Genomic DNA, 21,805 nt, shown 5'->3' with positions numbered 1-21,805 from the left:
TTTTTATGCCATGATTCGGCTTCAACAATAAGGATTTAACATGGTTAACTACATCATCCGCGTCTCTTACCCCGCAGCCAACGGCGACACTTTCGATCGCCTGAATGTCGAACTGGCAAAATTCAACGTCGCAGCCGCCATCAAGTCGGACGACGGCAAGGGTTACTACCTGCCACAAGGCGAGTACTGCTATAGTGGCAACGAAACCATCAACGAAGTGCGCGATGCCGTGTTCCGTCTCGCCAGCACCATCCAGCCAGAGCCGCAAGTGCTGGTGGTGGAAGTGACCACCCTGTCGTGGGCGGGCTTCAAACTGGTGGAAGGAACGTAAGAGATTTAGCGCCGGGCCTTGGCGGCGGCCTTGATGTCTGCGCAGGACATCGGCTTGCCGTTCCTGGCCGCTTCCGCCTCCAGCTGCTGGCAGCCGTTGTAGTTGTGCCAGAACACCAGCACATAGCCGGCTACGCCCAACACCACGGCGACCATCGCAGCAGCGATGATGAATTTCACGGTTTTTTCGGAAGCCATTTTTTGAAGATAGTTGTGAAGGTGGTGCTCCGAGCCGGAATCGAACCGGCACACCTTGCGGTGGGAGATTTTAAGTCTCCTGTGTCTACCAATTTCACCATCGGAGCCCACACAGCCCGATATTATGCCATGAACCGCTCGTAACTGCCAGACAACCATGACAAGCAGATTACGTGCGCTGCCGTACTCCCGCCGCTGCCCGATCTGATTATAGTCGGGCATGGGCAAAATCTACATCGGCATCTCCGGCTGGCGCTACAAGCCATGGCGCGGCGTGTTTTATCCGCCGGACCTGGCGCAGGCGCGCGAGCTGCAATTTGCCGCGCGCGCGGTGCCGACCATAGAACTCAACGGTTCCTTCTATTCGCTGCAGCGCCCGTCCAGCTACGCGGCCTGGTACGAGGCGACGCCGGAAGGCTTTGTGTTCGCTCACAAAGGCAACCGCTACCTGACGCACATTCTGCGCCTGGGCGAGAATATCGGCCCGGCGCTGGCCAATGTGATGGCGTCCGGCGTGTTCAATCTGCGCGAGAAACTGGGGCCGTTCCTGTGGCAGCTGCCGCCGAATTTCCGTTTCGATGCGCAGCGGCTGGAGCGCTTCTTTCAGCTGCTGCCACGCGATCTGGAACAGGCGCAGATGCTGGCCCGGCAGCACGAGCCGCGCATGAACGGCCGTGTTGCATTGGATATCGACGCCAATCACAAGCTGCGCCACGCGCTGGAAGTGCGCCACGAGAGTTTCAACGATCCGGCATTCGTGGCGCTGCTGCGCAAGTACAAGCTGGCGCTGGTGGTGGCAGACAGTGCCGGCAAATGGCCCGATTACGAGGACGTCACCGCGAGCTTTATGTATCTGCGTCTGCACGGTGCGGAGGAGTTGTACGCCAGCGGCTATAACGATGCGACGCTGGACCACTGGGCCGCGCGCATCAGGGCCTGGGCGAACGGCAGCCAGCCATCCGACGCCAGGCTGATTTCACAGGAAGCCCTGCCGCACCGGGTCAGTCGCGACATCTACTGCTACTTCGATAACGACATCAAGGTGCATGCGCCGTTTGACGCGCAACGCCTGATGGCTCGCTTACGTTGAAGGCGGCTTGCGGTCGCGCGCCACCGGCGGCAAGCGGTGTTTGAGCGTGCCCACGCGCTGGGCGCGATAGATGCCGCTATGACCGGAGAACAGATACGCCGCCACGCAGGCCAGCGCCGCATAAGGTCCGATCTGCGGACCGAATAATTCCATCGCCATGATGGTCGAGGCCAGCGGCGTGTTGGCGGCACCCGCAAACACCGCCACAAAGCCCAGTCCCGCCAGCAGCGCAAACGGCAGTTGCAGCAAAGGGGCCAGCGCATTGCCCAGTGTCGCGCCGATGTAGAACAGCGGCGTCACCTCGCCGCCCTTGAAGCCGCTGCCCAGCGATCCCACGGTGAAAATGAACTTGCCAAGGAAATCCCAGGGCGCCACCGGCTGCTGGAAAGACTCCACGATCACCGGAATACCCAGGCCGATGTAGCGCGTACCCAGCCACCACACCGCCAGCGCCACCACGGCGCCGCCCAGCATCGGCCGCAGCGGCGCGTAACTGATGTGGCGCTTCATGAAAGCCGATGCGGCATGGGTGGATTTGGCAAACGCCATGCCCACCAAGCCAAACACGATGCCCGCCGCCAGTACGGCGGCCACGCTCCAGAAGGTAATCGGCGTGATGCTGCTGATGGCGTAATGGGTATGATGCACGCCCCAGGCCATGCCCACCTGGTCGGCGGCAATGGCAGCCACCATGCAGGGGAAGATGGCGTCATAGCGCATGCGGCCGATGGCCAACACTTCCAGTCCGAAGATGGCGCCGGCCAGCGGGGTGCCAAACACGGACGCGAAACCGGCGCTGATGCCGGCCATCAGCACGATGCGGCGTTCGGCGTGGCGCAGGCGGAAAATGTGGGTCAGTTGATCGGCCAGCGTGCCGCCCATCTGCACCGCCGTGCCCTCGCGCCCGACCGAAGCGCCGAACCAGTGCGACACCACGGTGCCGATCAACACCAACGGCGCCATGCGCAGCGGCACGACGCTTTTCGGATCATGGATCTCGTCGATAAGCAGGTTGTTGCCCGCCTCGACACTGCTGCCAAGCTTGAGGTAGACCCAGCCGACCGCAAAACCAGCCAGAGGCAGCAGCCAGATGACCCATTGATGCGTCTGACGCCAGTTGGTCGCGTAATCCAGCGCGAACAGGAAGAAGGCGGAGGCCGTGCCACTCAGCAGCGCCACCAACCCGGCGAGCAGTATCCATTTGCCGATATACGGCAGCAAGGCGATTTGTTCCGGGAGGCGGGATAGTTTTCTCATCAGCACCGGATACTAACAAATCCCCTGAGGCGGATCAAATCTCAGGCAAATAGGTCTAACACCTTATCAGCACGCCATCGCCCCGGCGGCTCGACAGGAGGACGATTTCATGATGGAAGAACGCCTGACCACGTTGGAAAAAACATCCGACAGCAACGCCGCCGCGCTAGCTGCGCTGGAGAACGAGATGAATGACCGATTCAATCGCATAGAAACCGAGCTGAGCGAACTACGCCAGAGCAAGGCCGAGAATGAGCCGACGCTCAATCGGATGGAACATCTGCAAACCGACATGAACCGGAGATTCGCTGAATTTCAGGGCGATATGAACCGAAGGTTTGCCGAGCACCAAGGCGAAGTAAATCGCCGCTTTTCCGAGTTTCAAATGGAAATGAATCGGCGGTTTACGGAATTTCAAGATGACATGAAGCGGCGATTTACCGAGTTCAAAGACGAGATGAACCGACGGTGCTTTGAGCTTAAGGAAGAGATGCACCGCGGCTTCGGCCAAACCAACGCGCGTTTCGACCAGGTCGACAAGCGGTTCGACCAGGTAGACAAGCGGCTCGACCAGGCAGACAAGCGGTTCGACCAGGTAGATAAGCGGTTCGACCAGGCGGACCAACGATTCGAACAATTCGATAAGCGCCTGGACCGCGTGGAAGCGTCAATTCACCAGTTAAGCATCCAGATACGCTGGTTAATCGGCAGCCAGATCATTGTCGTACTCGCGATCCTGAGCTTGGCTACCAAGGCTTTTTACGGCTAGCGACCTGCCATTCAAGCCATCCTTGTGGTGGGATTGGCGATGATGTTATCAATCTGAATGCACGCCTCGTTGCGGGCGGCGGCGAGGGCTTCATCTTCGGTGGCGCGCACAAATTGCATGGTCGCGCCCTCGAATACCTCTTCGCCAGCCGCAGTGACGCGCGCCAGGTCGCAACTGGCGGACCATTTGTGGTCGGCAGTCGGCAACGCGGTCGGAATGATCGCCCAGCCCTTGTAATGAAGCTTGTCCATGATGGCCTCCTTACTCATGCTTTTAGCATAGCACCAATGCCGACCCGCTGCCGCCCGCTTCACTCCTGCTGTTCAGGTACGCGGCCGATATTCTCTTCCATATTGGCCAGATACCAGGTCAGCGCGGTCATCACCGCCACGTGGCGCTTCAGTTCCAGCGGGCTGACCTTGTCCAGCGTGTCGGCCGGCGTGTGGTGATAGTTGAAGTAGGCGCTGGAATCGACCAGCGGCTCAAACACCGGCACACCGGCGCGCTCCAGCGGGCCGGTATCGGCGGCGCCGGCGATGTCGTGACGCTCAAAGATCCCGGCGCCGATCGGCTCCAGCGCAGCCTTCAGCGGCGCGAAATACTTCACCATCGGCGGTGTCACGCTGCCGATAAAGCCGAATGGACGGCCGCCGCCACTGTCCGACTCGATCGCCGCAAAGTGCTTATCCAGCTTGTCCTTGTTGGCGTCAAAATAAGCCTTGCCGCCGCGCGTGCCATTTTCCTCATTCATCCATGCGATCACGCGGATGGTGCGGCGCGGCTTGAGATTGAGCTTTTTCAATGTATCGATTACCGCCATGGCGCCGGCCACGCCGGTGCCGTCATCGTGCGCGCCGGTGGCCAGATCCCAGGAATCCAGATGGCCGGACACAATCACCACCTCGTCCGCCTTGTCGGTGCCCGGCAGATCGGCGATCACATTGAAGCTATCGGCTTCCGGCAGGTTTTGCGGCGTCAGGGTCAGATGCATCTTCAGCGGGCCGCGGGCCGACAGACGGCTCATCAGCATCGCATCTTCCGCCGTGACGGCAGCGGCGGGAATGCGCGCGCCCTCCACCACACCGGTGGCGCCGGTGTGCGGGATGCGGTAGTTGGCGCCGCCGACCGAGCGCACCAGCGCTGCCGCCGCGCCCATGTCCGCCGCCAGCTTCGGACCGGCAAAACGGAAGCCCGCGCCGCGGCCATAAGCCGGGCCGGCGTGGCCGCGATCGGCCATCTCCTGATCAAACGCCACGTCAAACAGCACAATGCTGCCCTTGACCTGCGCGCCCTTGGCCTTCAACTCATCGAAACTGCGCACGATGACCACCGGCGCGGTCAGGCCGGCAGCCGGCGTCGCGCCCGAGCCGCCCAGCGCGGTCAGCACCACTTTCTGGGTAATGCCGGCCGGACGGCCGGTATATTCCACCAGTTCCGCCGTCTCGGCGCCGCGCACCCAGTGCGGGACCTTCACCGGCTGCAGCGTCACTTTCGCACCGAGCTTGCGCATCGCTTCCGCCACCTGCTCCACCGCGGCCGCAGCGCCGGGAGAACCGGACAGACGCGGCCCCACCAGATCGGTCAGGTCGGCCAGGCGCTCGTAGGCCCAGTCGCTTTTCATGGCGCTGTCGCGGATCTGGCCCAGCGTGGCGGCATCATTGGGAGCGGCGCTAGCGCCGACACACAGCAGGCTTGTGGCCAGCACGGTCAGCGACATGGATTTCTGGAAGACGGATTTCATGCGATTCCTGTAGAGATAAAAGGTGGGTAGCAAGAAACGATAACCGATCGTGATGAACTTGTCATCCATATTGATTTGCTATCGCAGTTGCACTACCATGAAACTTCAACTGCCGGAAGAAAGCGCCTATGCTCAAGGGTCAACTCTGTACCGTACGCCACCTGCTGACCGCCGATCTGAACACCTTCATCGCGCTGGCCAACGACCTGCCCTCGCGCGGCGAGTACTTTTCCACCCATTTCAAATCGCCTGAAACCATGCGCAAGGAGTTCATGCTGAATGGTTTTGTGAGCGAAGACAGCGAATTGTTCGTGATCGAGGATACATCGCACCACGTGGTGGGCGTGATCACCCATTTCAAAACCCGCACCCCGGTGGCGCGCGAAATCGGCTACCGCCTGTTCGATCCCAAGCTGGCCGGGCGGGGCTATGTAACAGAGGCGTGCCGCCTGCTGGTCGATTATCTGTTCAGGGTCCACCCCTATCATCGCCTGGAGCTGCTGACGGCGCCGGAGAACGTGGCCTCGGTGCGGGTCGCGCAGAAATGCGGCTTTCGCGCCGAGGGTACCCTGCGCCAGTCCTTCTTCATCAACGGCCATTATCAGGATGTGACGATGTTCAGCCTGCTGCGTCCGGAGTGGGAAGCGCTAGGTCTCTAATTGTTACAAGGCATTACCGCGCCAGCCCGTTTGTAAGCATGTGTATAAGACGTGGCATTAAATTTCCGGGGATTTATAGTGGAGTCACTGGCTAGCGAATCATTCCGGTTCAGGCCACAGCAAGGGGATTGCCATGTTGAGCAAAAAATTATTGGGTGTAGCGTTACTGACCGTAGCAGCAGTATCGTCGTCGGCATACGCAGGCGACCGTGATTTCAACACGGTGGCCGGGGCTGTGGTCGGCGCCGCCATCGGCAACAGCGCCGGCGGCCGCGATGGCGCCATCGTCGGCGGCCTGGTGGGCGCGGCAGTGGGCAACAGCATCCGCACCTCGGATGACCGCTACTACCGCGGCCGTGACCGTGGCTACGTCGAGACCCGCGTCTACTCGCAACCGGCGCCGGTGTACTACGAGCGCCCGACCCCAGTCTATTACGCGCCGCCGGTACGCTACTACGAACCGCCACCACGCGTGGTCTACGTTGAACCGGCCCGTCCATACTATCGCGAGGAACGCTGGGAACGCCGCCACTATCACCATGATCGCTGGGGCCGTTAATCCCCCCCCCCCAAGGCCCCGGATCTACCGGGGCTTTTTTTTCGTCCCTCCGCTAGATGTCTGCGACGGGGGAAACCATGACGACAGCAGACGCAATCATCGCTTTGGAACTGGGCCACTACCGGCTGCGCGAGCAGATCGGCGGATCGGCCTACGGCATCATCTGGCGCGCCAGCGGGCCGCAGGCCACGCGTGATGTGGCCATCAAGTTAATCAACCAGGAGCAGATGGCGCGCGCCCTGCCCGCCCAGCGCGAGCGCTGGATCGCCGCCGCCAATAACGAAATCGCATTCCTGCAGTCGCTGGAACCGTGGGATGAGCGGCACATCGTGCGCCTGCTGGACAGTGGCTGGCACGAGGGGTTGCCGGTGCTGGCGCTGGAACTGATGGGCTCCGACCTCGGCAAACAGATGGTGGCGCTCAAGGGCCGTGGCGAGAGCCTGCCGCTGGCGCAGGCATTGGCCTGGATTGCCCAGCTCAATCAAGCCTTGGCAAAAGTGCATCAATATGGCTGGCGCTACCTCGACCTGAAGCCGGCCAATGTACTGCTGGATACCCATCTGAACACCGTCAAGCTGGCCGATTTCGGCACCAACCGCGAATTGGGCAGCTTGCAGGCGCACTCGTATGCCGGCACCGCCAACTGGCAGGCGCCGGAGCAGTTCTTCCCGGCCGACGGCGGCGGATACGCCACCGGTCCGCGCAGCGACTATTTTTCGCTGGGGGCCTTGCTGTACTTTCTGGTGGCGGGCGGACTGCCGCTGCGGTTCTGCAGCGACTGCGGACAGGCTTATCGCGAGCACCATGTGGCGGGGGCGGAGTTGCTGCGCGGCCGCCATGGCGGCCAGATTCCATCCGCGTTGCAACCGGAGGAAGAGCAGCGTTATGCCGCGGCCATCCCGGCGGATAAGCGCGATGCGGCGCTGGAACTGCTGCGCGCCCTGCTGCAGATCGATCCCGCCAGGCGTCCGCGCCATGCGATCCAGATCAGCCGCATGCTGAACGCGGTATTGGGCGTGAGGCCGGCGCGCGGTGCGCTTGACGCGGTCGATCCGGTGCTGGCCATGCGCCGCCCTTCCGCCGTCAACGGCTGGCAAACCATGCAGGCGGCGTGATGGCCGCTTCCGCCTCCCGCACAGCGCCCTATGCCGCCGGCCGCGGCGCCAACCTCCGCGATGGATTGGCGGTGCTGCTGCGGGCATCTGCGCGCGCCGCGCTGCGCCACAGCGGCATGGCCTTCACCCTCGCGCTGCTGGCGATCCTGGGCGGATTGCAGGCATTGGCGCTGCTGCGCGCCCCCGCAGTCTGGCTACCGTCCGCCATCTCCATCCATCTCGCGCCCGGCGATGCCATCACACTGGGGCAGCGTGAACTGGCCGCGCCGCAGACGGATCGCCAGCAGCTGTCGCTGCGCCGCGATGCCGAGGGCCGCTGGCTGCTGCGCAACCTGGGCGCGGCCCGGCCAGCGGTGCTGATACGCGACGCCCACGAGCAACGGCTGGGCAACGCCGAGGTGCAGGGCCTGCGGCAATTCCAGATCGACGGCGCGGTGTTCGACGTGCGCGCCGCCGACGCGCGCAGCGTGCGTTTTGCACGCGACGGCCACGAATGGTATTACGACGGCGCGGTGCTGTACCGCGACGGCCGGCAGCAAGCCAGTTGCCCGGAGTCGCGCATGTCGGGCAAGCTGCTGTCGATGTGGAACCGCATCATGCCGCTGTGGTTGACGATTGCCCGCCCTCTGAGCTTTGGCGGCAATCTGTACTGCGACAACCGTTTGGGACTGGCGCTGGTCACGCCGGGCGCCGCGCAAATCGCGCGCGGCAATGGGCGCCTGCAGCTCTCGGCCGGCAATCCGGATGGCGACCGCGCCGCAGTACTTGTGGAGCAGGCCGACCTGCGCCAGCAGGAAGCCGCGCTGGATGGCGCGAACGCCATCATGATCGGCCGCACGCGCCTGCAGCTGTCCGTAGGGGGGGACCAACTGACCCTGCATCCCAGCCGCCACGTCAAACTCTACAGCGAACCGGAACTGAAGCTGCCGGAACAGGTCCGCTGGCAGTGGCAACCGCGGTCGCTATTCAGCGGCGGCCCTGGCGCCCCCGTGGCGGCGCTCATCGCGTTCACGCTGGCCTGCGCCGCCGCTCTCGGATTCGCAGGCCGCGCGCGGGCCGGATGGTTGGCGCCAGCCGCCGCCGGACTGGCATGCGCCGGCCTGCTGGCCGCCGGCGTGATTGCACTGATATCGCAGCGCGCCGGCTATCCACCCGGCACGGCCAGCTCCCTGCTGCTCGGCGCAAGTGCGCTGCTGGTCTGGCTTGCGCTGCCCGGCCGTCTGACGCTGGTCAAGGCCGCCGGTGCCATCCTGCTGGCCGCGGGCCTGCTGGCGCAGCTGGAGCTTGGCCTGGGCGCGCAGGAATCATCGTGGCTGCGCTACTATCAAAAATCGGCCGCCATGCTGGCTATCGGGATCGGCATGGGCGGCCTGCTGCAGTTGTGGGCGCAATATCGCGGCGCCCAGCTGCGGCAGCGCACTATCGAGTGGCTGCTTGCGCTGTTTGCCGCCGCCGCACTGGCCGCTCTGGGCGCGCAAGTCCTGTGGGGCGATGAAACCGGCGTCTTCGACCTGCAACCGGTGGAACTAGCCAAACTCGCGCTGACCGCACTCACCGCTCACTGCCTCGCCCTGCGCTTCAACTGGCACAACGGCCCGCAGCGGCTGGCCGACCATGGCGCCCGCTGGCTCCAGCTGATCGCGCCCGCGCTGCTGTTCCTCGCCCTGCTCGGCCTCGCGCTGGTGCAGGTGGACGACTTCTCGCCATTGATCCTGCTGCTGGTCTGGAGTACCGGCGCGGGTCTGGCCTATGCCTATGCCGCGCGCAATCGCGCGCTGGCCATGGTACTGCTCAGCGGCGCCGCGCTGGCCGCCGGCGGCATCATCTACCTGCGCCTGGCGGGCACGGATGACCTGATACGCTGGGGCTTTTATGCCGACCGCTTCCTGGTCTGGCTCAATCCCGCCGAGCACCCCCACACCGGCCAGCAACTGCTGCTGGGCGCACGCGCCATCGGTGACGGCGGCTGGCTCGGCGCCGATCGCTGGCTTGGCCTGCGGACGCTGGGCCAGACCGCCGGCAGCGTGCTGCAAATCCCCGCCGTGCAGGACGACTTTGCCGCCTCCTTCTTCCTCAACCGCCACGGCCTGCTGGGCGCACTGCTGCTGTGGGCCGTGCAGGCGGCATTTTTGATCGGTCTTCTGATGAGCGCCTTGCAGGCCTATCGCAGCGGCACAGCGGCACGCAACTTCCGCCATGCGTGGCTGGGACGCTTCCGCTACTTCGCGCTGTGCGGCGGCGGCGCTTTCGTGCTGGGGCACTTCCTGCTCTCGTGGGGCACCAACCTGGCGATCTTCCCCATCATGGGCCAGCCGATGAGTTTTCTGTCGGCCGGCGGCAGCCATCTGCTGTTTTTCCTCTGCCCCCTGCTTACCTTCAGTGCGATATCTTCCGAAGGAGTTTGAATCATGCCGACCTATGTCCAACACGCCGTCCTGGGACGCATTCCGGACGTATTCAACGCCGAGGCCATCTGGCAGACGCCTGGCCTGGCCTTGTTCTCACGCCGCCCGCTGCTGCGCGACCTGCTGGAGCGCAGCCCGCGCGAGCATCGCGGCCGCGCCGCCACCCGCTGCTTCTCGCATGTGACGCTGATGCTGCCGCAGGAAGATGTCGACGACGACTACCACCTCACCCGTGGCGCCCGCGCGCGCGACCTGGCGCAAACGCTGACCGCCTTGCATCAAAAGGATTTCGGCGACCTGCTGGGCAGCGATCAGGTGCGCTATGACGTGGTCGGCCACGCCGCACTGGCGCCTGGCGAGATCGAGGTGAAGTTCGGCCACGCGGTGTACCTGCCGGCCGCCGATGAAAAAATCCTCTACAACGTCAGCGTCTCGCGTGACAGCGCGATCTGGCACCCGGTGTGCCCGATCTATCCGAACCAGCGCCTGGCCCTGATCGGCGGCCAGGGTGGCGAAGCCAGTGCGGTGGCGCAGGGCTGGCCCTTCGGCCCGGATGCTGCGGTGCTGATACTGAACGACGGTCCCGATGCCCCGCCCGTGGTGCAGCTGCGCCCCAAGGACGCCTTCGATTGCCAGTACGATCCGCGCAGCGGCTACTACACCATCAAATCGCGCCGCGAGCCGCAAGGCGGTCAGCGCCTGCTGCTGAAAATAGCCCGCACTGGCGCGGCGCCGGCGATGCCCAGCGCGTCTTCCGGCCGCCCGGCCGTCTGGCAAAGCCGGAGCGGCAATGCCTCCGCGCCAGTTGGTCCACGCAGTGGCGCAGCCCCGATCGACCTGACCGCCGTGCCGGTCGCCGCCAGCCACAAGCCGGCCAATCGCCCCGGCGAAAGCGACGCCACCTACGCGCCGATCTCGCAACAGCGCGTCAGCCTGGTGGCGCTGGCCTTGCCGCGCCTGAGCCGCTACCGCGACACCGGCGCGCAGGCGATGGAACTCCCGTTCAACAGCACGCTCACGCTGTCCGCTGATACGCCGCAGGCCATCAGCCTGCTGGTCGACGCGGCAGACAATCTGTACGCCTGCACGGCCGAAGGCCGCCAACGCATCGAGCCCCCCGCCACCTTTGCGCCGGTGGACGCGCGCGCCCTGCGCCTGCTGCCGGCCGTGCCGGAGATGGCCGACCGCTATCGCGCCATCCTCTGCCTCGCCCAACCGGTCAGCACCGGGGTGGCCAGCGGCGCGCGCTTCACCTTCGGGCGGAATTCCCCCATGCTGTCGACCCTGCGCCTGCTGGATTCGCCGCGCTTTCTCAAGCGCGCCGACGGTGCGCCTGCCAGCAGCGCGGACCGCATAGGCCTGTCGCGCAATGCCTTCAGCTTTGAAGCCACCGCCAAGGGCTATACCATCGGCCGCCTGAGCGACACGCAGGCGCTGTATCACCTGGACGACCAGTTGCAATTCGTCGCCAGCGTCGGCGACGCGCCCTACCTGCTGCCGCCGGGCCACCACCTGGCGGCGGGGCACTACGTGCTGCGTTTCGAGGCCTGAGCCGTCATGGACACGGTCAAGCTTTACGCCTTTGCGGCTTTTGCCGCGGGCCTGATTATCACGCTGTTCCTGGCCGCTTACCTGACGCCGCGCGGCTGGTGGCGCCGTCCCAACGCGCGCGCCCTATTCATCATGATAGTCGGCACGTGGGGCTTCGGCAGCCTGATTTTGTACGCCACCCATGGCGCAACCCCAGCCCATGCCGGCACCGCCTCGACCATGCCTGCGGCGCCGGTAGTGGCTGCCGTCGGCGCCGACAGCGCCGTTACCGCCGGCAGCCCGTTCCGCGTTCACCGCGATCTGAATCTGCGCGCGGCGCCCGGCGTGCATGCGGCCCGTGTCGGCGTGGTGCCGGCCGGCGCCAGCGTCACGCCCACCGGCGAACGTGACGGCGACTGGTGGCAGATCCAGGCCACCATCCATGGCCGCGCACAAACCGGCTGGGCCAGCAGCCTGTGGCTGCGCCGGAGCAGCGAATGACCGCCGCCGCCGACGTTTTTTCAGCTAAGCTGTGGTCTTTCGCATCCCGCGCACCAGCGCCCGCACCGATGACCCGCATCACCGACCAACTCAACTTCGGCCCCGCACTGGACATCGCCGCCCGCAGCCTTGCCAGCATCAGCAAGCTGCAGGTGCCGGAGAACCAGGACAATCTGCTGATCATTGACGTTGACGGCCGCGCCGTCCTGCTGCGCGATCAATCGCCGCAGACCACGACCCTGAGCGGCTGGCCGCCCGGCCACGTGCGGCTTGCTGTCCTCGACGGCATGGGCGGCCACGGACACGGACGCCAGGCCGCGGAAGCCGTCGCCACCGGTCTGCTGCGCATCCCGGCCTGCACCACCCAGGACGAACTCGACACGCAGCTCGACCAGTTGCACCATCAGTTGCAGGCCCGCTTCAGCCGCCCGGACGACCACGATACCTTCCGCCGACCCGGCACCACCCTCACCCTGCTGGAAATCCCGCCCGGGCGGCCGCCGATGCTGTTCCACGCCGGCGACTCGCGCCTGTATCAGATCACGGAACAGGCAGCGCAAGCGCTGACGGTGGACCACGTGCCGGCCACCGCCTTCGCCATGCACGGCATGCTGGGCGAGGACGAATGGTGGCAGCAGGTGCATGGCGAACACCGCGCGCAAATTTCGCAGGCCTACATCCTTGGCAACGCCTTCGCCAACCCGCAGATTCTGGACGACGGCCTGCTGCCGCTGGACCGCGCCAATCTGCCGCTCTTCCTGCATCATCTGGCGGACCGCCGTACCGTCACGCCGCAAGCCGGCGCCACCTACCTGCTGGCCACGGACGGCTTCTGGTCCTGCGCCCGGCCGCAACCATGGATCGGGCGCTGGCCGTCCCTGCTGGCCCAGCCCAGCGCCGGCGCCGCGCTGGACGCCCTGTTCAGCGATTACGCCCGGAACCCGCCGCCGCAACTCCACATCGACAACCTGAGCGCCATCGTGATCCGGTTCAACGCACCGAAAAACGACAGCAATGTTGACGAAACGGCACTACCGGCCGCACCAATTCCGTCGCATTTTTGAAACGTGCACACAGCCATCGCAATATCGGTTGCAAAGTTTGCCAAACAGAGTGAAAACCGCATAAACTGACGGGTATCCCATCGGTCGGTTTGTCATGAAAAAATGCAGTAATGCCCAGCACCCGCACTGCACTTATTGGGTCTTACCGGGAGAGCAAAATTGCGAAGGCGGCCACGCCCAAGCAACGCCTTCCAGCTTCGACCTGTTGACTGCTTTGCGCACCTCCCGTGCCGCCTCCCCGGCCACGGCGCTGGATGCCGTCCCTACCGCCGAAACGCCAGCCACCGCCAATTACGCCCGCCCGTTGCAACGCGCGCAGGCCGAACGTCCGCAACTGCACATCAGCGGCTTTGATCCGCGCGCCGCCGGCGGCCGTCAGACGCTGAAGATGGAACTGCGCGGCATGCCGGAGGCTTGCGCGCCGCAACTGACGCTACAACTGCAATCGGACCTGATCCCGCATGGTGCCGCGCGTCAGCAATTCGTACGCGCAGTCGATGGCGAATGGCGTCCGGTATTTGTCGAGTTTTCCTCACGCGGCAAGGAACACGGTCAGTACCAGATCAGTATCGAGTTGCTGAGCCAGCACGCCGGCATGGCTGCGCGCAAATGGGTCTGCACCTTTGTGATCCTGGTGCCGCGCCTGGACGCCACGCTGACCGAGATCCACCGCATCTTCCTCAGCACCCACAAGAACGTGCGCGTGATGGCGGACGATGCCTCCATCGCCCGGGTCAGCGCGCAAGGCGGCGACTCGCTGGATATCGACGTCACCGCCCGCAATGCCGGCATCGCGCATCTGGACCTGAACGCCCCGGCTGGCAAAGTGGACCTGGGCTTCTCCACCATCGCGTGGGATGAAGACCTGATCGAAATCGACATGCCGCAAGCGGCCGCACTGCATCCACATCCGAGCGCCGCCGCCTCGCTGGTGAACGCCGCGCCGGAAGCCGGCGCGCAGCGCCAGATCCGCCTGTTCGCCATGCACGAATGCGTGATCGGCCGCTTTGAACTGGTCGATCCGGAATCGGACGTGCTGCTGACCCACTACACGGCTGACGGCCAGGACACCAATGGCCTGACGCGCCGCCTGTCCGGCCGCCACGCCATCATCCGCCGCTCCGGGCTGGGGTTTGAAATTGAGGACGTCTCGCGTTACGGCATTCTGCTGGATGGGGTCTGGCCGGGCAAGCACAAGCCGACCGCGCTGCGGCTCGGCATGCGGATTGAGTTCAGCGCCAGCATCAAAGGCATTGTGACCTTGTCGGTATCGGCCATCATGCCGCACGGCGTGATCCTGCACCGCGTGGATCAAGGCGCCAATGCCGAAAGCTTCTATCTGCTGGCGCCGGAGACGCATCCGGGCTATCCGGTCAAATCCTTCGCCGCCGCGCCGCATGCGGCCGCGCTGCCGCTGCTGTTCCATCGCGACGGCGGCTTCTGGCACCTGGACCAGCTGACCGGCAAGGAAACCGCGCTGGCGCCGGGCGTCTCGCTGGATAAACTGAGCCGCGTGCCGCGCCACACCCGCTTTGCCAGCGATCCGTATCCGGAACACTGGATCATCCGCACCGGCGGCGGCGACATGTACAGCACTGTGGCGGCGAACGCCATGTCCACCGCCTAGGTGTCGCTTAGGCTGCCGGCTTCCTGGCCGGCAGAGGTATCCACTCCGTTTCACCCGGCACTTTCGGGAAGCGCTGCGCTTCCCAATCCTCGCCCGCCTGCACGATGCGCTCCTTGCTTGAAGAGACGAAGTTCCACGACATGAAGCGGTGGCCGTCGAGCGGCTCGCCGCCGATGATGACGAAGCGCGCCTCGCTGCTGGCCTTGACGCGACGCGTGTCGGCCGTATTAAGCAGCGCCATATTGTGCAGTTCCAGCGCTGCGCCATCGACTTCCAGCGCGCCGCTGATCGGATAGATGGCCGCTTCGGCCGGCAAGCCGCTCAGCGCCAGTTCGTGGCCCGGCTTGAGGGCGATGTCCAGATACAGGGTCTGGCTGTAAGTCTGCACCGGCGAGGTCTGGCCGAAGGCGCAACCGATCAGCACCCGGATGTCTGCGCCATCGACCGTCAATTCAGGAATCGCACTGGACGGCGTGTGGCAGAAGCCAGGTTCCGTTTCCTCATGCGCCACCGGCAGCGCGGCCCACAGCTGCAGGCCGTGCGTGCGATGCGGCACGCCGACCAGATCCTTCGGGGTGCGTTCGGAGTGCACGATGCCGCGGCCGGCCGTCATCCAGTTGATGGCGCCTGGCTCGATGCGCTGGACGGTGCCCAGACTGTCGCGGTGATCCATCGCGCCTTCAAACAGATACGTCACGGTCGCCAGGCCGATGTGCGGATGCGGACGCACATCATGGTCGGCATCGGCCGGCACATCCACGGGGCCGAAATGGTCGAAGAAAATGAACGGGCCGACGGCCTGCTTGATTGCGGATGGCAGATAGCGGCGCACCACAAAGCCGCCGCCCAGATCCTTTTCGTGGCCCTTCAACAGATTCGAGATGGTCATGGTTTACCCCAGCACGGTGGTCACTTCGGTGGTCACGGACGTCATCAGCTTATGGATCGGGCATTTTTGCGCCGCAGCCAGCAACTCGGCGCGCTGGGTCTCGGTCAGGTTGCCGGTGACGTGCAGGGTGGCGTTGAGGCGATAGACGCCCTGGCGCTCTTCGCTGGCGTCGCGCTCCATGCTCACTTCCACATGCTCCAGCGGGATATTCTTGCGCTTGGCGTACCAGACTACCGTCAGCGCCTTGCAGGCACTCAGCGCGGCGTCGTACAGGTCATGTGGCGACGGGCCGGCGTCATTGCCGCCCTCTTCCACCGAACCATCGGTGGAGATGATGTGATTGCGCACATGGACGATGTGGCGCATCGGCAGGGATTGATCACGCAGGGCTTTGATAGTCATTCGGTGTTCCTTGTGGCGGTTGAATCAGAACCAACAATGTACACCGAATGACGGGGTTGCGCTTCTACTAAAAGACTACGCGCCGACCAACACCATCGAGAACTCGGCGCCGGACTGGCGCAGCGCCTTGAGGCGGGCGTGCTCCGGATCGTTGTACCAGGCCTGCGCCTGTTCGGCGGTCGGGAATTCGATCACCACCATGGTCTCCGGCAGTGCCGGCGCGCCTTCCATCGCCTGCGGCGGCGACTTCGCCACCAGCCTGCCGCCATGCTTGGCGGTCAGCGCCGGCATGTGGGCGCCATATTCCTTCTGCCATTCCGTGCTGCGCAGGGTTGCGTATCCGATTGCATATGCTGCCATGATGACCTCCTGTTTGGTTTGTGTGATTCCATTATCATCACAATCCACTTATACATAAATGCGCTAGAATCTCACTCACTCCTAATATTTAGTTTTGAATATGAGCGACAAGCTACGCAGCATGGAAGTGTTTGTGGCCGCCGCCACGGCCGGCAGCTTCGCGGCTGCGGCACAGGCGCTGGATCTATCGGCGGTCATGGTCGGCAAGCATGTGCAGGCGCTGGAACGGCAACTGGGCGCGCGCCTGATCGAACGCAGCACGCGCCGGCAAAAGCTGACCGAAATCGGCGCCGCTTATCTGGAACGCTGCCGCGACGTGCTGGCCAGCGTGGCCGCTGCCGACCATGTGGCGGAAAACCTGCGCGCCGAGCCGCAAGGCAGCCTGCGCATCTCGGCGCCTGCCACTTATGGCGAACAGCGACTGACGCCGGTGATTGCCGCGTATACCGCGCGCTATCCCAAGGTGCGCGTCGATCTGGTGCTGAGCAACCGCGTGATCGACATGGCGGAAGAAGGTGTGGACGTGACCATCCGTTCCGGCCCTATCGCGGACACCACCCTGATCGCCCGCCCATTGCAGCCGGGCCGCGTACTGGTGGCCGCCAGTCCGGCTTACCTGAAAAAGCACGGCACCCCGCGGCACCCGTCGGACCTGGAGCGGCACAACTGTCTGGTGTTCGCTGGCGGCACCGCCACCTGGCGCTTTCAGCGCGGCGAGGACAAAGTCGAAGTCAACGTGGAAGGCACGCTGGTCAGCAATACCGGCGCCTCGCTGGTGATGGCCGCTATCGCCGGCATGGGCGTCGTCATGCAAGCGGACGTCCTGATGGAACCCGCCCTGAAAGCCGGCCAACTGGTGCGGCTGCTGCCCAGATGGGAACTCCCGAGCCGCGCCATGCACATTCTGCGCCGCCCGGAAACGCGGCCTTCCGCCAAAGTCCGCAGCTTCGTCGACTTTGCGCTGGAGCGGCTGGGCTAGTTATCGACAGGTGGTCGACCAGTTCCTGAGGATCTCCCGCAGCAGCTTGCCGGAGGCGGTCAGATCGGCGTCAGTCCACGGGCCGGTGCTGGAGGCGCCGGGTTGAAACAGCGATGCAGCTTCCTTCTTGTCGCTGACCGCCCACTGGGCCTGGCTCAGGCAGTGCTTGCGCAGATAGTCCTGCCAGCGCTGGCTTTCCTCGCGGTCGACAACACCGCCGCCGTCCGCGCTGACCGATCCCCATTCGGTCACGAACAGCGGTGCGCCAAGCTTGATCGCGGCATCCGCCTTATCGCGCAAAGGCTGCTTGTGGGTGGCCGCGTAGAAGTGCAGAGCATACGCCAGATTGCGGCCTCGCAGCGGATCGCGCGCCGCAACGTCCACGTCCTGCGACCATTTCGGCGTACCGATCACAATCAGGTTGTCCGGGTCGATGGCGCGGATGGCGGCAATGACCTTTTCCGCATACGGCTTGATGCCGCTGCTCCACGCGACATCCACCGGCTCATTGTAGATTTCGTAGATGACGTTGGGCGCGTGTCCATACTTGCGCGCCATCTCGCTGAAAAACGCCGCCGCCTGTTCGGGATAGCGCTCGGCGTGATGCGAGTGCCAGTCGATGATGACATACACGCCGTTCGCAATCGCCGCATCCACCACCGCCTCGACGCGCGCCTTATTGGAGGCGTCCTGCAGAAAACCGCCACCTTCATCCACGCCCATCGCAGCGCGCACCAGCGACGCATTCCATTCGGTGGCAAACGTTTTGACCGCGCCGGCGTTATAAAACCGCTCCTGCCGCCAGCCGGAATTCGACCAAAAGAAACTCGGCCCGGCCAGGGCCACCGGTTTGCCATGCTGGTCCACCACGCGGGCATCTTCAACTTTCAACGCGCCGTGCACCTGCACCGGCGTTGCCGCCGCAATCGATGCCAGCCCTGAAGCCACCAGGAATATCGCTATCTTCTTCATCGTTAAATCCGTTTCCAGACGCCCTCGACACAGCATCTTACGCTAGACTGCTCAAATGGATAAACAAATGACTGCGGAACTGTTGGAAAGCTGGCTGCGCGCACGTTCGATCGCGCGGCATTTGCCGCAGCCGGTGGCGGATCGCGGCGGGCTGCGGGTCGATACGGCCATGCCGGAGGAGTTGCGGCGCTATGTATTCGCCGGCCCTACGCCGGCGATCACACAACTGGCGCAGGAAATTCACGAGCCGTACGTGTTCATCAAGATGTGTGGGCCGGGAGCGCGTTTGCAGTCACTGGTGCCGCAGCGCTGGCAGTTGCAGCCAGCCGGATATCTGATGATCAAAGAGCCTGGCCGCAATCCGGTGCCGTCGCTGCCGCCGGGCTACTGGCTGCAAGTGCAGACCGAAGCCGCCGTCACCACCGCGCGCATTTTCACGGAAGACGACACACTGGCCGCCAGCGGCTACGCGGCAGAATATGAAAATGTCTTTATCTTCGATCGCATCGCCACCGTTCCCGAACACCAGCATCAAGGCCTGGGCGCGGCAGTGATGGCGGCTTTGGGAACGGCGCAGAAATCGCAAGCTGCGCAGCGTGTGCTGGTGGCCACCGAAGCGGGTCGAGGTCTTTACGCCACCATCGGCTGGAAAGTGCTCTCGCCCTTCTCCACGGTGACGATCACACCACCTTTTTGACGAACTCCGTCTTCAGGCTCATGGCGCCGAAGCCTTCGATCTTGCAGTCGATATCGTGATCGGCATCGACCAGGCGGATGTTCTTCACCTTGGTGCCGACTTTGACCACGCCGCCGCCGCCCTTCAGCTTCAGGTCCTTGATAACGGTGACGGTGTCGCCGTCCTGCAGCACATTGCCGACGGCGTCGCGATAAACACGCGCCCCTTCCTCAGCCGCTTCGGCGGCACCAGCCGCCCACTCATGCGCGCACTCCGGGCAAACCAGATTGGCGCCATCTTCGTAGGTGTATTCGGAACTGCATTTAGGGCATGGTGGCAAGGTGCTCATAAGTGATCCTGATTTTTCAAAGGCCAGCAGTATACCTTATGCCAGCTTGCGGGCGACGCGGAAGCCCACGATATCATTCGCCAGCACCGCCGAAAAACCATTCCTCACCGCCGACCGCAGATAGCGCGGGTTGTACAGCCAGGAGCCACCGCGCAGCACGCGCCGCACCGGATCGCCGCCCTCTTCCCACGCGCTGCCATCGACCGGCGCACCGACGTAGTTGTCGTGCACCACGTCCTGCGTCCATTCCCATACATTGCCGTGCATGTCGAACAAACCCCATGGATTGGGCTGATACGCGCCGACCTTGGTGGTGCCCTGCACGTAGGCGCCGCGCTGGCCGCCGTTGTAGGTGTAATGGCCGTCGTAGTTGGCCTGCTCGGTGCTGATGGTATCGCCAAAGCTGAAGGCCGTCCTGGTGCCGGCCCGGCAGGCATATTCCCACTCCGCCTCGGTCGGCAGGCGATAGACCTGGCCGGTCTTCTGCGATAGCCAGCGCAGGTAAAGCTGCACATCCATCCAGCTCACGCCCACCACCGGATGATCGTCGGTCTGCGCAAAGCCTGGCGCGCGCCAGTCGGTGTCGGACTGGGACTCCCAGCCGGTGTCCTTCACGAAGCGCCGCCACTGCCCCACCGTCACCGGATAACGCCCCATCGCAAACGAATGCTCGATGCCCACCCAGCGCTGCGGCAGCTCGCGCTCCAGCCAGTTTTTCTGCGCGCCAGCCTTGATGGCCGCAGCCTGCTCATGCTCGTGAGAGCCCATCTGGAAACGGCCGGTAGGAATCAGCACCAGATCCGGGCCAGCGCCCGTGCCATCAAGGAAGCGGTCGCGCAGCACACCGTTGGCATCGGCCACCGGGGTGCTGGCCGTCATCGCGGCCAGTTCGGCAGCATGGCGCTCGGCCTGCTGCTTGCGATGCCGCTCCTGCTCCTGGCGATACGCGACTTCCGCCTTCAACTGCGCGGCTTTGCGCTGCTGCTCCTCGCGCTCCTCACGCGCTTTTTTTGCGTCCGCTTCACGACGCGCCAGCAGCTGCTCGCGCAGCACCTGTTTGCGCGCCTGCGCTGCGGCTTCCGCTTCAGCGCGCTGCTTCGCTTCCAGAGCGCGGCGCTGCTGCTCCTGCCGCTGCTTTTCCGCCGCAGCGGCTTGCGCCTCGGCCTGACGACGCGCCGCCAGTTCAGCCGCCATCGCCTTGCGTTTTTCTTCATCGGCGCGCGCTTTTTCCGCCTGCGCCGCCTGCTCCTGCTTGCGCTGCTGCTCGCGGGCCTCGCGCTCGCGCGCCGCCTGCTCGGCCTGTGCCGCCAGTTCCGCCTCGGTGGGACCGGCCGCACGGCCCAGAGCCGCCAACAGTTCATTCACCGATGCCGGACGCCGCTCCTGCAGATACGCAAACCCTTCCTGCAGCACTTTCCACTGGCGTTCATTCAAACCGCGCGGCGGCGATGGATGAAAGTCCGCCGGCCGCATATCGTCAAACGGCATGCGGCCCTCCAGTAGTTGGTAGATCATCACTGCCACGGCATACACATCCAGCTTGGGCGCCGGCTGGCGTTGATGCGTGCCCGACTCCGGCGCGCGGTAACCGGCGGTGCCGGCGTTCGGCGTCTGCAAGCCAAGACTGCTGCCGGCGCTGCGCGCGCGCGAAGCGATGCCGAAGTCCAGCAGCTTGATCTCGTCACGCTGGGTCAGGAACACGTTGCCCGGCTTGAGATCGCGGTGCACCAGCTTGTGCTTGTCCCACGCATACTGCAGCGCCTCGCCCACCGGCGACAGCAGCTTGAGCACCGCCTCCAGCGTCAGCGTGCCCTGCTCGGCCAGGTAGGCATCCAGATCCTGTCCTTCCAGGTACTCCATGATGATGAAGTAGCTGGACGTGGCCGGGTCCTGCGCCCATTCGTACACGCGGACGATATGCTCGTGCGCCAGTTTGCGCGCCTGCGTGGCTTCTTCGATCAGCAGCTTGGCGTGGGTGGCGCTCTGAGTCAGCTGCGGGGGCAGGATTTTCAGGGCCACCAGTTCGCTGTGCCCCAGCTCCGCATGGGTGGCGAGGTCGGTGGCCAGCCACACCTGGCCCATGCCGCCCATGCCGATCAGACGCTCCAGCCGGTAGCGGCGGTTCTGCGGACCGATCTCCTGGCCGGTCATCAAACCCAGTTCAGTGCCCTGCCGCTGCGGCAATGCCGCAGGCGTGGCACTGCCTCCCGGCGGCGCGTATTCCGCGTCGAGGATGGCGTTCTTGCGACGGTCGAACTCCTGCAGGCTCAACAGACCGTCATCATGTAAGGCCCGCAGTTCGCGGATCTTGTCTCTTGCTGTTTGCATCATTC

The 21,805-nt window shown here is 64.4% G+C and carries 23 protein-coding genes and 1 tRNA gene; 13 read left to right on the top strand and 11 right to left on the bottom strand.

The features are described 5' to 3' along the window. Nucleotides 1–40: 40 nt before the first annotated feature. Nucleotides 41–331, top strand: a complete 291-nt coding sequence (locus ABDW57_RS06755) for a hypothetical protein (protein WP_343729436.1) — start codon at nt 41–43, stop codon at nt 329–331. A 5-nt stretch (nt 332–336) separates the two neighbouring features. Here ABDW57_RS06755 and ABDW57_RS06750 read toward each other — a convergent pair whose 3' ends face one another. Both ABDW57_RS06750 and ABDW57_RS06745 read right to left on the bottom strand, forming a co-directional pair. Next, nucleotides 337–510 (bottom strand): hypothetical protein, encoded by a 174-nt coding sequence (locus ABDW57_RS06750; protein ID WP_343729435.1) that lies wholly within the window; start codon nt 508–510, stop codon nt 337–339. A 40-nt stretch (nt 511–550) separates the two neighbouring features. Next, nucleotides 551–635, bottom strand: a tRNA-Leu gene (locus ABDW57_RS06745). A 113-nt stretch (nt 636–748) separates the two neighbouring features. Here ABDW57_RS06745 and ABDW57_RS06740 point away from each other — a divergent pair. Next, a complete protein-coding gene (locus tag ABDW57_RS06740; protein ID WP_343729434.1) occupies nt 749–1,618 on the top strand; it encodes a DUF72 domain-containing protein in 870 nt (289 codons plus the stop codon). Here ABDW57_RS06740 and ABDW57_RS06735 read toward each other — a convergent pair. Further along, nucleotides 1,610–2,875: a voltage-gated chloride channel family protein gene (locus ABDW57_RS06735; RefSeq protein WP_343729433.1), complete on the bottom strand. Its 1,266-nt coding sequence runs from the start codon at nt 2,873–2,875 to the stop codon at nt 1,610–1,612. The two genes, ABDW57_RS06740 and ABDW57_RS06735, sit on opposite strands and share 9 nt — an antisense overlap. A gap of 109 nt (nt 2,876–2,984) precedes the next feature. On the opposite strand from ABDW57_RS06735, the gene ABDW57_RS06730 reads away from it, so the two are divergent. Further along, nucleotides 2,985–3,644 (top strand): hypothetical protein, encoded by a 660-nt coding sequence (locus ABDW57_RS06730; RefSeq protein ID WP_343729432.1) that lies wholly within the window; start codon nt 2,985–2,987, stop codon nt 3,642–3,644. Nucleotides 3,645–3,655: 11 nt separating this feature from the next. On the opposite strand, the gene ABDW57_RS06725 is transcribed toward ABDW57_RS06730, so the two are convergent. Then, nucleotides 3,656–3,895: a hypothetical protein gene (locus tag ABDW57_RS06725; RefSeq protein ID WP_343729431.1), complete on the bottom strand. Its 240-nt coding sequence runs from the start codon at nt 3,893–3,895 to the stop codon at nt 3,656–3,658. A 59-nt stretch (nt 3,896–3,954) separates the two neighbouring features. Next, nucleotides 3,955–5,385: a M20/M25/M40 family metallo-hydrolase gene (locus tag ABDW57_RS06720; protein ID WP_343729430.1), complete on the bottom strand. Its 1,431-nt coding sequence runs from the start codon at nt 5,383–5,385 to the stop codon at nt 3,955–3,957. A gap of 128 nt (nt 5,386–5,513) precedes the next feature. Here ABDW57_RS06720 and ABDW57_RS06715 point away from each other — a divergent pair, with 128 nt between their 5' ends. The 8 genes from ABDW57_RS06715 to ABDW57_RS06680 all read left to right on the top strand — a co-directional run bounded on the left by ABDW57_RS06715 (nt 5,514) and on the right by ABDW57_RS06680 (nt 14,845). Further along, entirely contained in the window at nt 5,514–6,044 is a 531-nt protein-coding gene (locus ABDW57_RS06715) for a GNAT family protein (protein WP_343729429.1), read from the top strand. Nucleotides 6,045–6,177: 133 nt separating this feature from the next. Further along, entirely contained in the window at nt 6,178–6,603 is a 426-nt protein-coding gene (locus ABDW57_RS06710; protein ID WP_343729428.1) for a glycine zipper domain-containing protein, read from the top strand. 77 nt (nt 6,604–6,680) lie between these two features. After that, nucleotides 6,681–7,718 (top strand): serine/threonine-protein kinase, encoded by a 1,038-nt coding sequence (locus ABDW57_RS06705; protein ID WP_343729427.1) that lies wholly within the window; start codon nt 6,681–6,683, stop codon nt 7,716–7,718. Then, the gene (locus ABDW57_RS06700) at nt 7,718–10,123 is read left to right on the top strand and encodes an FtsW/RodA/SpoVE family cell cycle protein (protein WP_343729426.1); all 2,406 of its coding nucleotides are present in this window, start codon (nt 7,718–7,720) and stop codon (nt 10,121–10,123) included. The genes ABDW57_RS06705 and ABDW57_RS06700 overlap by 1 nt, the downstream gene beginning before the upstream one ends. A gap of 3 nt (nt 10,124–10,126) precedes the next feature. Beyond that, on the top strand, nt 10,127–11,674 hold the full coding sequence (locus ABDW57_RS06695) for a hypothetical protein (RefSeq protein WP_343729425.1): 1,548 nt from the start codon (nt 10,127–10,129) through the stop codon (nt 11,672–11,674). A 6-nt stretch (nt 11,675–11,680) separates the two neighbouring features. Further along, on the top strand, nt 11,681–12,154 hold the full coding sequence (locus ABDW57_RS06690; RefSeq protein WP_343729424.1) for an SH3 domain-containing protein: 474 nt from the start codon (nt 11,681–11,683) through the stop codon (nt 12,152–12,154). Continuing rightward, nucleotides 12,151–13,218, top strand: a complete 1,068-nt coding sequence (locus ABDW57_RS06685) for a protein phosphatase (protein WP_343729423.1) — start codon at nt 12,151–12,153, stop codon at nt 13,216–13,218. The genes ABDW57_RS06690 and ABDW57_RS06685 overlap by 4 nt, the downstream gene beginning before the upstream one ends. A 94-nt stretch (nt 13,219–13,312) precedes the next feature. Then, entirely contained in the window at nt 13,313–14,845 is a 1,533-nt protein-coding gene (locus ABDW57_RS06680; RefSeq protein WP_343729422.1) for an FHA domain-containing protein, read from the top strand. Nucleotides 14,846–14,852: 7 nt separating this feature from the next. On the opposite strand, the gene ABDW57_RS06675 is transcribed toward ABDW57_RS06680, so the two are convergent. The 3 genes from ABDW57_RS06675 to ABDW57_RS06665 form a co-directional block, all read right to left on the bottom strand. Further along, nucleotides 14,853–15,734 (bottom strand): pirin family protein, encoded by an 882-nt coding sequence (locus ABDW57_RS06675; RefSeq protein WP_343729421.1) that lies wholly within the window; start codon nt 15,732–15,734, stop codon nt 14,853–14,855. A gap of 3 nt (nt 15,735–15,737) precedes the next feature. Then, the gene (locus ABDW57_RS06670) at nt 15,738–16,136 is read right to left on the bottom strand and encodes an OsmC family protein (RefSeq protein ID WP_343729420.1); all 399 of its coding nucleotides are present in this window, start codon (nt 16,134–16,136) and stop codon (nt 15,738–15,740) included. Nucleotides 16,137–16,211: 75 nt separating this feature from the next. After that, the gene (locus ABDW57_RS06665) at nt 16,212–16,496 is read right to left on the bottom strand and encodes a DUF1330 domain-containing protein (RefSeq protein ID WP_343729419.1); all 285 of its coding nucleotides are present in this window, start codon (nt 16,494–16,496) and stop codon (nt 16,212–16,214) included. A gap of 100 nt (nt 16,497–16,596) precedes the next feature. Here ABDW57_RS06665 and ABDW57_RS06660 point away from each other — a divergent pair, with 100 nt between their 5' ends. After that, nucleotides 16,597–17,475: a LysR substrate-binding domain-containing protein gene (locus ABDW57_RS06660; RefSeq protein ID WP_343729418.1), complete on the top strand. Its 879-nt coding sequence runs from the start codon at nt 16,597–16,599 to the stop codon at nt 17,473–17,475. Here ABDW57_RS06660 and ABDW57_RS06655 read toward each other — a convergent pair whose 3' ends face one another. Then, entirely contained in the window at nt 17,476–18,447 is a 972-nt protein-coding gene (locus ABDW57_RS06655; RefSeq protein WP_343729417.1) for a glycoside hydrolase family 5 protein, read from the bottom strand. It abuts the gene before it with no gap. 67 nt (nt 18,448–18,514) lie between these two features. On the opposite strand from ABDW57_RS06655, the gene ABDW57_RS06650 reads away from it, so the two are divergent. Next, nucleotides 18,515–19,144 (top strand): GNAT family N-acetyltransferase, encoded by a 630-nt coding sequence (locus tag ABDW57_RS06650; RefSeq protein ID WP_343729416.1) that lies wholly within the window; start codon nt 18,515–18,517, stop codon nt 19,142–19,144. Here the strand turns inward: ABDW57_RS06650 and ABDW57_RS06645 are convergent. Together ABDW57_RS06645 and ABDW57_RS06640 are read right to left on the bottom strand one after the other, a co-directional pair. Next, a complete protein-coding gene (locus ABDW57_RS06645) occupies nt 19,128–19,472 on the bottom strand; it encodes a zinc ribbon domain-containing protein YjdM (protein ID WP_343729415.1) in 345 nt (114 codons plus the stop codon). The two genes, ABDW57_RS06650 and ABDW57_RS06645, sit on opposite strands and share 17 nt — an antisense overlap. Before the next feature lie 36 nt (nt 19,473–19,508). Then, nucleotides 19,509–21,803 (bottom strand): SUMF1/EgtB/PvdO family nonheme iron enzyme, encoded by a 2,295-nt coding sequence (locus tag ABDW57_RS06640; protein WP_343729414.1) that lies wholly within the window; start codon nt 21,801–21,803, stop codon nt 19,509–19,511. Nucleotides 21,804–21,805: the final 2 nt, after the last annotated feature.

The sequence above is a fragment of the Duganella sp. genome, assembly GCF_039595735.1.
Taxonomy (GTDB): Bacteria; Pseudomonadota; Gammaproteobacteria; order Burkholderiales; family Burkholderiaceae_D; genus Rugamonas.
The sequence above is the reverse complement of the archived record's forward strand: the minus strand, read 5'-3'. Positions and strand labels throughout refer to the sequence as shown.